Here is an 11,188-nt window from a genome sequence, read left to right on the forward strand (position 1 = left end):
TCTCAAGTTCACTGCCATACAGGCAGCTTAGAAATAAAAAAGAAGTAAAAACTAGCGAATAAGGCGGTTCACTGCCATACAGGCAGCTTAGAAATTTGTATTGCTGTGGTTCTGCTGACATTGGATGTTCACTGCCATACAGGCAGCTCAGAAAATTGATTGCCACGTTTAATGCAGTGGCTTTAAGTTCACTGCCATACAGGCAGCTTAGAAAAAACACCATTGGCTTTGATTGCAATGTTCTTTGTTCACTGCCATACAGGCAGCTTAGAAACTCAATTGTCTGAGAATTTGCAACGTGCTTACGTTCACTGCCATACAGGCAGCTTAGAAAAATTGGGAATTGTGATTTTATTTCATTGAGACGTTCACTGCCATACAGGCAGCTTAGAAATTTCCGATTGATATTTTGTTGATCATCAAAGTGTTCACTGCCATACAGGCAGCTTAGAAATTTAGGTATCGCATTTAACATAAAATTAAGTTGTTCACTGCCATACAGGCAGCTTAGAAAGAAATCATCAGTTCCACCATAAGCACTTTTAAGTTCACTGCCATACAGGCAGCTTAGAAAAACAATATTTAAAGTGTAATTACTTTGTGTAAGTTCACTGCCATACAGGCAGCTTAGAAATGTGCTAGATGAAAATGGTGATCCTGTTTTAGGTTCACTGCCATACAGGCAGCTTAGAAATATCTTTTTAAGGTCCAACAACTGGTGCCAAAGTTCACTGCCATACAGGCAGCTTAGAAATATCTTTTTAAGGTCCAACAACTGGTGCCAAAGTTCACTGCCATACAGGCAGCTTAGAAATGAAGCTTGTGCATTAGATCTATTCCAATTAGGTTCACTGCCATACAGGCAGCTTAGAAAAACATTAGATAAAGGCTTTCAACTCGTCTCAAGTTCACTGCCATACAGGCAGCTTAGAAATAAAAAAGAAGTAAAAACTAGCGAATAAGGCGGTTCACTGCCATACAGGCAGCTTAGAAATGTATTGGATGGAGAAGGTAATCCAGTTACTGGTTCACTGCCATACAGGCAGCTTAGAAAAATGGAAGTGCAGCCAAGTCAAATTGCGGTAGGTTCACTGCCATACAGGCAGCTTAGAAATTTAACTAACTCTCCAAGACTGCCAAACATGTGTTCACTGCCATACAGGCAGCTTAGAAAATTGTGAGCCATACCTGAAATGTTGGGTGTAAGTTCACTGCCATACAGGCAGCTTAGAAAGTATCAATGCTTTTTATCACCCATTAGTTGGCGTTCACTGCCATACAGGCAGCTTAGAAAATGATGAATCTGTTTAAGTCAAAAAAAGACCTGTTCACTGCCATACAGGCAGCTTAGAAAAGTCACCTTGATCAGCAGCGTGTACATTTTGAGTTCACTGCCATACAGGCAGCTTAGAAAAGCTTGAGCAGCGCCCTGTTGTTGTAGCAAGTGTTCACTGCCATACAGGCAGCTTAGAAACATACCGTCGCGGGCGATGTCAAGCGCGGTTTGTTCACTGCCATACAGGCAGCTTAGAAATTCAAGCTCAACAACATCACCTATCAATAATTGTTCACTGCCATACAGGCAGCTTAGAAAAGGCTGAACCACCAAAAAATCTTTACGCATCCAGTTCACTGCCATACAGGCAGCTTAGAAAAATAACCTTTAGAACATGCACTATCCCAAACCGTTCACTGCCATACAGGCAGCTTAGAAATGAAGAATATTCAAGACCAAATGCGTGATGCAGTTCACTGCCATACAGGCAGCTTAGAAAGATCACGCAAAAATGACCTTTCTGAATCAATCGTTCACTGCCATACAGGCAGCTTAGAAAGATCTTTAATTGTTAGTCCCAAATGGTTTGATGTTCACTGCCATACAGGCAGCTTAGAAAGTTGATGCCAAAATCCCCCGTCCCCGCCGGTAGTTCACTGCCATACAGGCAGCTTAGAAAACCACCAAACAAAGTGTTATAGTCTGCACCCTGTTCACTGCCATACAGGCAGCTTAGAAATCTGATTACAAGCTTCCATTGGGAAACAAACGGTTCACTGCCATACAGGCAGCTTAGAAAATTGATAATCGTAGTTGCTGAGCAATCATCTAGTTCACTGCCATACAGGCAGCTTAGAAGTATTATTTTCAGTTATACTTATGCAAGCGAGATATTCTGTAAGTAATTCTTGTAATAAAAGCCAATTATTTCAGTGAGATAATTGGCTTAAGTGATAGTTGCGATTATCCGCTAATTCGTCGGTCATCCCAATAACACGGCACTACAATCAAATGGTTCTCATGTAACCGAGACCATAATCTTACACCTAAATCCCGCTGCATATTTTGGACTGTGAAATTGGAAATCAGCAGGGTAGATTTCATATTGTCATAACGGCTATATAGAACCTTATGTACCATCTCTAGGCGTTTTTCATGCCGGTCATGCAGGCCATATTCATCAATCACTAATAAATCAAAACTGGAGAAATGGTCGATGACTTCTTTCTCAGAGCGTGAAGTATCTGACCAGGTATCCATCATTTTTTGAGCAATTTCTGCACTGGTATAGTAGCGTGCAGACTTTGTACTGTTATGCAGAATGTTGCGAATAATTGATGCGCTCAGATGGGTTTTACCTGTACCCGGTGTACCAATCATCAACATGTTCGGATTGTGACCAGAAATAATCTGCTGCGCAAAAGCCTGACATAGTTTGATGGCATTGTCTTGAGCAGGACATGCAACTACAAAATTCTTGAAGCCACGGTCCAGATAGCGTTTATTGAGCCCTGAGTTTTTGATTTTCTGTTCTAGCAATCGCTGTTGCAGTTCATCCTCATAGGCTGCATTTGAGTGATGGACGGTTTCTTTGGCACACAATTTACAGAGCCTGTGACCTGCAATTTCCATCAGGGGTATATGATGGGTAGCGCAAAGTGTTTCCGTTGTTTCTGCGCGAAACTGGAGTGTTTTAAGCATGGTATTCATGACTGATCTCCTAAATCCACTTTGAATTTTCTAAAAAACTCTCATTTTTTTCTTCAAAATTTGAAGATGAAGATGAAGATGAAGATGAAGATGAAGATGAAGATGAAGGGCATGATTCAAGCATGGCTTGAGTAATACTCGAGCTCTTCTCAGGAGTTGCTTGAGCATTTACTTTTCGTTGCTTGGTTGATGCTTGAGCATTACTAGCGGATTTCCCCCAACGTGCTTGAGCTGCATTTTTAGCTTTATCAGATTTCATTTGCTGATTTTGAAATGCCTGGCTTTTTAAACTGCTTAAGAAATTTGAATGAATCTGCTCAGACTCGACTTCAAACAATTCTAGGGTCATCAGCGTATTTAACAAAGTTTTAGCCTTGGTGTGCTGCGGTAATTTCGTGATGCTACATACAGTCGCTAGGTCGTGAGGAATGGCACCATTTTTCCAGAAATCCATCATTAACAGCAGTGCCGCACCAATTTGTTCTGCTGTCATTCGTGCAAATTTCGCCTGTAGGTCGCCAATATAGAGTGGCATCCAAATTGAAATATCTTTATTCATATGTTTACCTTTTTATAGGTATAAAGGGGCTAAGGTCATCGATTTGATGACCTTTTATGTTTGTTTTATGAGTGAGCGAGACTCATTAAGCGGAGATGGGCCTGTTGAGCCAAGTCATCGTAATGAGCTTGCTCTTCATCCAGCATTCGCTGTAGCCAGAGTCTTAATGCTTGGTGATCATCGAAGCATGTATTGATTTCCAGCAAAAAGGCCAGATTGTGCAGTTTGGGAATGTGTAGCTCATGGATTAATTCACGAGCGACCATATCTGCTTCAGGGCTGACGACCACACCACCAAAGAAAGCTTTACTATTCATGTGCAAGCTCCTCTGTATTTAGTTTTTCCAGCATGGCTTCAAATGCACTGCCATCGCGGCGCGTAACATTGGGGATGTAACGGCTATAGACCCGGAATAGCATTTCAGTCGTTGAATGTCCCAATTGACGTGCGATCCATTCTGGATTTTCTCCTGCTGACAGCCATAGAGTTGCTGCTGTATGACGTGTTTGGTAGGCTCTTCTAGACTTCAATCCTAGAAAGCGCAAGATCGGATGCCAGACACGTTTATTCACCAGACGGTAATCGAGAGGTCCACCATCACGATTGCAGAAAACAAACTCTGATTTACCGTTATTTAAGCTTTTCTGTTGCAGAAAAGCTTGGTAAACGCGGTCATTCATCTGGATCGTGCGGTCAGAACCATAAGTTTTGGTTCCGCCAAGCACACCATTCACTAACGCTTCTCTGATATGGATTTCACGACGCTGTAAGTCGATATTTTTCCATTGCAGACCATCGATTTCACTGGTACGCATACCCGTAAAAAAGCGGATGGTGTAATAGGGGCGGAAGTCTTCACGCACCGTGGTAAGAATTTTATGTACCTCTTCCAGAGAAAAGGGAGTAACTTCAATCTTGTTTTCCTTCAGATTGTTAATATTTTTATAAGGCGACTCAAACTCGTATCGTTCAGCCGCATCATTCAGTATCATACGTAAAGGCGTCATGATTTGATTAATCCGCGATGCTTTCAGACTTGTTTGATCTTTTCCGTGTGTCACTTTGGCGAGGGAAGCACGGAAGTTCAGCAAGTCTGACTTCTTGATTTTCGAGAGAACCTGATTACCAAAAGCAGGAATCAAATAATTTTTAATAATAATTGAAACCTTTTGTTGATAAGAAGTTCTCCATTCAACTTGTTTTTGCTTAAACCACACTTCAGTAAACTCTTTAAAAAGAGGAACCCTAGTTTGTACAGCGATTTGCTGACTTCTTTTTTCCTTAAAATCATCGACACGTTTACTTTTTGGAAAGTACTTTTCGTATTCAAAAGTGCCCAGTGTGATTTCTGCCTCAAGCTGTTCGAGACGTTTTTTCAAAATGCGACGGTTATAGGCATTGTCTTCAAGATTGGTTGTTTCTCTGCAACGAATGCCCATGTAGCGAAAGTCGGCAATCAGTTTGCCACTTCGTTCCCGGATGGTAGCCATCAGTTAAACCTCCTAAGCCTTATTGCAAAGCATCCATGCTTAAACCAGTGAATTTAAGCATTTCAGTTTCAATACGTTCCCAAACAAAAAGAATTTTGCGGCCACCAAAAGGACGGATGTAGTGAACACCTTCAATAAAGACACTGTCCTTCAGCTGGTTGCGAATGGTACGAGCGTCGTACTGGATTTTTTCAGCCAGTTGCTGGGCTGTGAGATAGGTATATGACATAATTGTATTCCTAGCGTAATTCATCGGATGTAAGTAATTTTTCATCCTTAGACCTAAAATAACCTGAAATTTAATTAAATGCAATTAAATTTTCATTGTATTAGAGGAAAAATTAATGGTTATTTGTAAGCTACCAATATTGTTGGCTGAAAGAAAAATGCGTGTAGCTGACTTAATTCGTGGTACAGGCATTAATAAGACAACTTTGCATAAGCTTTATAATGGCGAATTGACTCGAATTGATTTGGAGACCATCGATCGAATTTGTGATTATTTGGATGTACAGGTAGGGGATTTATTTGTTTTTGAAAAAGACAATAAAGAACAATCTGTTAGTAAGTAGTTTGGTCACAAATGGTCACATCAAAAAGTGAAATGGTCACAAATTATTGATCATTTGGTAAAAAATACCTTGTTTGGAAGAGAACAGGGTGATTTTTTGCCTTCAAAAAAGCTCTGAAAGTGTTGATCGATTGAGGACATTTGAGATCAATTAAGACCATTTTTATTGTCGTGGGCACGCCATGGTCACATCTTGGTCACAAAATACAAATTACATTAAGAATATTTTTTATTGAATTGAATCACAAAGGAAGGCGGAATTTTCAAAAATATAATAAAATCAACAAGAAAAAAGCCCTAATCTTTCGACTAGGGCCTTTTAAATTTGGAGCGGGAAACGAGACTCGAACTCGCGACCCCAACCTTGGCAAGGTTATGCTCTACCAACTGAGCTATTCCCGCATATTGAGCAGTTTTTACTAAAACTTACACTTAAAAAAACCAATCTGGAGCGGGAAACGAGACTCGAACTCGCGACCCCAACCTTGGCAAGGTTATGCTCTACCAACTGAGCTATTCCCGCGTGCCAGTTATAATACATTAAGCAAAACAAGGGTCAACAACTTTATGCAAAGTTTTTGCTTAATTGCATAAAATAAAAGCATTTATCTTGAAAATACCGAAAAACTCACCTTTAGAGGCGAAGTTTTAATCTATTTTGCCCAGATACTCTGCGTTTGTATCTCTGAAATCATCACAGACCTCATGGAAGTAGTTATGTATAATCAATGCACTATCTCAATCTGATTTACAGAGTGAATGATGAACTTAGAACAACAGTTAATTGAGCGCTTAAACACGTTAAACCCTACTCACCTTGAAGTTATTAATGAATCTTCAGGTCATGGTGGATACTTTCCAGGTAAAGAATCCCATTTTAAAGTTGTGGTGGTTAGTGAAGAGTTTCAAGGTTTACGTCTCGCGCAACGTCATCAGAAAATTTATGCGGTTGCTGCGGAACTGATGAGTCCTGGGAAAATTCACGCCTTAGCTATACATGCTTATATCCCTTCAGAATGGCAAGGACAAGCACCAGCAAGTCCTGAATGTGCCCATGCACCAAAAAACTAGGAATCGACTATGGACGCGCTTTTAATTACCAAAATTATCCATATGTCAGCGGTGAGTTTGCTCATTCTAGTATTTGTCGCTCGAGCAGCAACTTTGTTTATTGGATTGCGAGATAATCAACAGCCAAATACAAGTTCAAGTAAAGCGATCGTAGGGTTACAGCATTTATCGTTAACTTTAATTATTGTTACGGGTGCTGTGCTGGTTTATATGAAAAACTTCCAAGTCGAGCCGTGGTTCTATGCCAAAGTCATCCTATTTTTTGTACTGTGGTCCTCGATGATCAAAATGTATAAAAAAGATGATACGGTGCTTTTGGTTCAACGTCGTGCTGGTTTATTGATCGGAACAGTGGCCTTAGTGGGTATTCTGGGCTTAGTTATGATCAAGCCAGTTTTTGCATGATTGTTTGACATTGTTTTAGTAATTGTTTTAGCACTAGGTTAAACTGCGTGCAGTTTACAAAAAATCTTGTAGAGGGAAATCATGTTAACTCGTGTGGTATTTAACCAAAAAGGTGGTGTGGGAAAATCAAGTATCACAGTCAATTTGGCAGCAATCAGTGCTAAACAAGGTCTAAGAACCTTAGTTATTGATCTTGATCCACAGGCAAATTCGAGCCAATACCTTTTGGGTGAAGATGCGACATATTCTGCTGATAAAACAGCATTAGAGCCAAACATTGAGAACTTCTTTGAAGATGTCTTAGGTACAACACAACAAAAAGGACTGATTGGTAATGCAATTGGTTCTATTTTGAAAGCCCCACGTGGTAAAGGGCTCGAAAGTTATGTACATCGTTCGTCATTTGAAAATTTAGATGTCATTCCTGCCAGCCCAAGTCTAGGTTCATTAGAACACGCATTAGAAAGCAAACATAAAATTTATAAATTACGTGATTCGATTCAATCACTTAGTGCACGTTATGATCGTATTTTTATTGATACACCACCTGCCTTCAATTTCTTTACTTTATCCGCATTAATTGCAGCAGATCGTGTATTAATTCCATTTGATTGTGATGTTTTCTCTAAACGTGCGTTACAAACTTTGATTGAAAATGTGATCGAAACCCAAGATGATCATAATGATCGCTTAGAGATTGAAGGTATTGTGGTCAATCAATATCAAGCTCAAGCAAAATTACCACGTGAAGTGGTTCAACAATTGAAAGATGATGGTTTGCCTGTACTTGAAAGTATGCTGCCGCCATCAGTTTTGATGAAAGAATCACATCAGAAGAATTTACCTTTGGTTCATCTCGCAGCTGAACATAAATTGACGCTTGCTTATGTCACTTTATTCAATGAGATTGAAGCAAAAAAATAAGAGAAGCTTATGAAGCGTTTATATTGGTTGCCAGTTTTGGCAACAACCTTATTTCTCGGTGCATGTGCATCGACGGTTAAACCTGCTTATGTATCTCCAACGCAATATCAGTCATTAAACTGTCAGCAACTACAAGCAGAATACAATCGTATTCAGCATTACATCGATAATGGGGTACAAACACCGAAGCGCACAGGCGTAGGGGTGGGAGTTGGACTTGGCGGTGGCTGGGGTAAAGGCGGTTGGGGCTTTGGGCCTTCGATCTCAGTCAATATGGGTCAGTCGATGAACACCAAAAACACTGAACTAGCGAATGTACTGGGTCAACAAGATGCCATTGTTCAGGCTGCGAAGTTTAAAGGTTGCCCAATTATTGTCAAACAGCGTGCAAATTCTTAATCTTCATATGTGCATCACTGGTGTTTATGCTGGTGATGCTCAATTAAAGTTTAGCAAAATGTTTCATTAAAAAAATATATATAACAATGCCTTAATTGATTTTATCTTCAATTTTCTTCATTTCAAATTGTTCATTTTTCCCATAAAACTTGTTTGTCGCAGCGAATTTCGTATAAGGTGGCGAGCATGTTGAGTCAGTTGGTATCTATATGATTGAGAGTTGGTTTTTTGTTTTGGCGATGATCGCAGTGTTACTCATTCCAGGGCCGACGAATGCTTTATTAGCCAGTTCAACACATCAACAAGGCGTGCTGAAAACGTTGTCATATATACCTGTAGAGTGGCTAGGTTATATCTATGGGATCGGATTGTGGGCGTTATTTATCCATCTTTTTGACCCAATTTGGCCTGCTTTAATCATCATTTTGCATGTTTGTAGTGTTGCCTATGTTTTATGGCTAGCATTTCATTTATGGAAAAGTACACATCTTCAAAAATACAATCAGCATCATCAACAAATTAAAACTCCTCGACTATTTGTTTCGAGTCTAAAGAATCCTAAAACATTGTTATTGGCAGCAGGAATTTTCCCAAGAGAAACATGGGACTCCGTTGAAAATGCATTATTGGTTTTCGCAGTGTTTAGCTTAGTGTTAATACCAGTATCAATCTTTTGGATGATCTTTGGGCGTGCATTATTGGCTGGTAGTTTGGTAGGAATCAAAGCCGACCACTTGTATAAAGGATCGGCTATGTTATTGATTATTTGTACCTTACCAATGATTTTTCGTTTCTTTTAATCAATGGGGCAGAGCATTATTTTGCTTTAATGCTTTGCATTTTCTGACGTAGAAAACCAATTACACCTGGTAAGATACTGATAATAATGATACCGAAAATTAAGTGCGTAAAATTATCTTTCACGATTGGCATATTTCCAAATAAATAACCCAAAGTAATGAATGATGCGATCCAACAGAATGCCCCCACCACGTTATAGGTCAGGAAGTATTTATAATTCATGCTGCCTGTACCAGCTACAAATGGCGCGAAGGTACGTGCAAATGGCACAAAACGTGCGAAGATAATGGTTTTTCCACCATGACGCTCAAAAAATTCTTGAGTCTTAAATAAGTGCTGTTTATTGATGAAACGCAAGTTCATTTCAAATACACGAGGACCTATGTAGCGTCCGATATGATAATTGACAGTGTCACCAAGAACTGCAGCGATAAACAACAAGACACCGAGAACCCAAGGATCCATTGCACCAGTTGACGCTGCTAGCGCACCTGCCGCGAATAACAAACTATCGCCTGGCAGAAATGGCATCACCACTAAACCCGTTTCGACAAAAATAATCAAAAAGAGAATGGCATAAATCCAGACACCATAATTCTTAATAAACTCTAAAAGGTGTTCGTCAACGTGCAGAATAAAATCAATGAGTTCCATGAAGGCTTTAACACTATAAATTTGAGCTAAATCCTAGCAGTGCGTGTGTCTAATGTCAGTAAGAAAAGCAAATTAATTAGTAACTTTACTTAATGATGCAAAGCATAACGAATTGCTGTTAAATTAGTCACTATTGTTCTTAAAATGGAACGATGTATTAATAAATATGATGTTTATTGCAAATAGGAAGATACATAAACTGGTGTTAAGTTAAAAAACAAACAGAGTGGAATTGATTATGTTTAACCCTAATGTCGTTGTAAAAAATATCGTAACGCAATCTGGCGTAGAAAATACAGTGACTTTAATTGCTCGTATTTTAATGGCCTATATCTTCATTATTGCTGGATGGGGTAAATTGACCGCATATGGTGCTACAGCAGGTTATATGGAGTCGATGGGAGTTCCAGCGGCATTATTGCCGATCACAATTTTGGTTGAGTTTGGTGGTGGTTTAGCTCTGTTATTTGGTTTCCAAGCTCGTTTAGCTGCTTTGGGTTTGGGGGTGTTTAGTATTATTACTGCATTCATCTTCCATGGGACAGATGATCAAATGCAACAGATCAACTTTATGAAAAACTTGGCAATGGCAGGCGGATTATTTTACTTAATGCTTTATGGTGCAGGTCGTCTGAGTTTAGATCACGCAATTGAAAAATAAACAATCAGTTTCAAAAAAGCCCCACTTTTGATGGGGCTTTTTTACATCCTTGGAATTTACTGTTTATTACAAAAAATGATCTCACTGTTTATCGAAATTAGTTTGAATATTAAAGGATTAAATTGTTTGGAATGAATCAATGAGAACAATAAGCCTAGGTTTAATGATCGGTCTTTTATCAATAGCTGCAAGCCACACATGGGCTGGGAAACAAGATGCTGTACTGTTGAAAGAAGCAGCTCAAAATAGTGTGCTGGTGAGGGATATCGTCAAATACGCAGATGAAACTGGTGTAACGCTCACAGGAAAAATTAGCAAACATTTACACAGTGATCATTATGAATTTCAAGATCAGAGTGGCAGCATTGTTGTAGAAATTGATGATGATTTATGGCAGCAAGCACGTTTAAGTGTTGGTGATTCTGTACGTTTAATCGGTGAGGTTGATACACATCGATATAAACCTACAGATATCGAAGTAATCAAAATTGAGAAATACGGACATCAATAAAAAAGGAAGCCTTAGCCACTACTGTCCCATAGTTTGCTCTAAATAAAAAAACCTGAGTCAAAATAGTTAAAATATGAGTGCAAACAAACACTTTAACTATAAAGGACTCAGGTTTTGTCACATCAGAATACCGTATTTCATCAATTACTCAAACC

General features: G+C 39.3%; 14 protein-coding genes, 2 tRNA genes and 1 CRISPR repeat array. Of the genes, 8 read left to right on the top strand and 8 right to left on the bottom strand.

The window, feature by feature from the left end:
• Window positions 1-6: 6 nt before the first annotated feature.
• A CRISPR array of direct repeats spans window positions 7-2,135; the repeat unit is 28 nt; unit sequence GTTCACTGCCATACAGGCAGCTTAGAAA.
• A 104-nt stretch (window positions 2,136-2,239) separates the two neighbouring features.
• From MKL32_RS04935 to MKL32_RS04955, 5 genes are all read right to left on the bottom strand, one after another.
• Window positions 2,240-2,986 (bottom strand): ATP-binding protein, encoded by a 747-nt coding sequence (locus tag MKL32_RS04935; protein ID WP_270900277.1) that lies wholly within the window; start codon window positions 2,984-2,986, stop codon window positions 2,240-2,242.
• Between the two features lie 10 nt (window positions 2,987-2,996).
• The gene (locus MKL32_RS04940) at window positions 2,997-3,545 is read right to left on the bottom strand and encodes a DUF1376 domain-containing protein (protein WP_270900278.1); all 549 of its coding nucleotides are present in this window, start codon (window positions 3,543-3,545) and stop codon (window positions 2,997-2,999) included.
• Between the two features lie 65 nt (window positions 3,546-3,610).
• A complete protein-coding gene (locus MKL32_RS04945; protein WP_270900279.1) occupies window positions 3,611-3,862 on the bottom strand; it encodes a hypothetical protein in 252 nt (83 codons plus the stop codon).
• Entirely contained in the window at window positions 3,855-5,036 is a 1,182-nt protein-coding gene (locus tag MKL32_RS04950; RefSeq protein ID WP_270900280.1) for a site-specific integrase, read from the bottom strand. Before MKL32_RS04950 ends, MKL32_RS04945 begins: the two co-directional genes overlap by 8 nt.
• A 19-nt stretch (window positions 5,037-5,055) precedes the next feature.
• On the bottom strand, window positions 5,056-5,265 hold the full coding sequence (locus tag MKL32_RS04955; RefSeq protein ID WP_000122748.1) for a hypothetical protein: 210 nt from the start codon (window positions 5,263-5,265) through the stop codon (window positions 5,056-5,058).
• Window positions 5,266-5,380: 115 nt separating this feature from the next.
• On the opposite strand from MKL32_RS04955, the gene MKL32_RS04960 reads away from it, so the two are divergent.
• Window positions 5,381-5,608, top strand: a complete 228-nt coding sequence (locus MKL32_RS04960) for a helix-turn-helix domain-containing protein (protein ID WP_004674114.1) — start codon at window positions 5,381-5,383, stop codon at window positions 5,606-5,608.
• A gap of 325 nt (window positions 5,609-5,933) precedes the next feature.
• On the opposite strand, the gene MKL32_RS04965 is transcribed toward MKL32_RS04960, so the two are convergent.
• Window positions 5,934-6,009: transfer RNA gene (locus tag MKL32_RS04965), tRNA-Gly, on the bottom strand.
• A 45-nt stretch (window positions 6,010-6,054) separates the two neighbouring features.
• A tRNA-Gly gene (locus tag MKL32_RS04970) sits at window positions 6,055-6,130 on the bottom strand.
• A gap of 239 nt (window positions 6,131-6,369) precedes the next feature.
• Here MKL32_RS04970 and MKL32_RS04975 point away from each other — a divergent pair.
• From MKL32_RS04975 to MKL32_RS04995, 5 genes are all read left to right on the top strand, one after another.
• The gene (locus tag MKL32_RS04975) at window positions 6,370-6,678 is read left to right on the top strand and encodes a BolA family protein (RefSeq protein ID WP_005403935.1); all 309 of its coding nucleotides are present in this window, start codon (window positions 6,370-6,372) and stop codon (window positions 6,676-6,678) included.
• A gap of 9 nt (window positions 6,679-6,687) precedes the next feature.
• Window positions 6,688-7,083: a SirB2 family protein gene (locus tag MKL32_RS04980; RefSeq protein ID WP_005403936.1), complete on the top strand. Its 396-nt coding sequence runs from the start codon at window positions 6,688-6,690 to the stop codon at window positions 7,081-7,083.
• 81 nt (window positions 7,084-7,164) lie between these two features.
• Complete coding sequence (locus tag MKL32_RS04985; protein WP_004905614.1) at window positions 7,165-8,007, top strand: ParA family protein; 843 nt, start codon at window positions 7,165-7,167, stop codon at window positions 8,005-8,007.
• 9 nt (window positions 8,008-8,016) lie between these two features.
• Window positions 8,017-8,406, top strand: coding sequence for a hypothetical protein (locus MKL32_RS04990; RefSeq protein WP_004956592.1), 390 nt, complete (start codon window positions 8,017-8,019; stop codon window positions 8,404-8,406).
• A 209-nt stretch (window positions 8,407-8,615) separates the two neighbouring features.
• Window positions 8,616-9,206 (top strand): LysE family translocator, encoded by a 591-nt coding sequence (locus MKL32_RS04995; RefSeq protein ID WP_005403937.1) that lies wholly within the window; start codon window positions 8,616-8,618, stop codon window positions 9,204-9,206.
• A 16-nt stretch (window positions 9,207-9,222) separates the two neighbouring features.
• On the opposite strand, the gene MKL32_RS05000 is transcribed toward MKL32_RS04995, so the two are convergent.
• Complete coding sequence (locus MKL32_RS05000) at window positions 9,223-9,861, bottom strand: DedA family protein (RefSeq protein WP_004905607.1); 639 nt, start codon at window positions 9,859-9,861, stop codon at window positions 9,223-9,225.
• 238 nt (window positions 9,862-10,099) lie between these two features.
• Here MKL32_RS05000 and MKL32_RS05005 point away from each other — a divergent pair, with 238 nt between their 5' ends.
• Together MKL32_RS05005 and MKL32_RS05010 are read left to right on the top strand one after the other, a co-directional pair.
• Window positions 10,100-10,522, top strand: a complete 423-nt coding sequence (locus MKL32_RS05005) for a DoxX family protein (protein ID WP_004956589.1) — start codon at window positions 10,100-10,102, stop codon at window positions 10,520-10,522.
• A gap of 139 nt (window positions 10,523-10,661) precedes the next feature.
• Window positions 10,662-11,033, top strand: a complete 372-nt coding sequence (locus tag MKL32_RS05010) for a NirD/YgiW/YdeI family stress tolerance protein (RefSeq protein ID WP_087540510.1) — start codon at window positions 10,662-10,664, stop codon at window positions 11,031-11,033.
• The last annotated feature ends 155 nt before the right edge of the window (window positions 11,034-11,188 follow it).

The sequence above is a fragment of the Acinetobacter sp. AOR34_HL genome (assembly GCF_027854795.1).
GTDB classification, from domain to species: Bacteria; Pseudomonadota; Gammaproteobacteria; order Pseudomonadales; family Moraxellaceae; genus Acinetobacter; species Acinetobacter junii.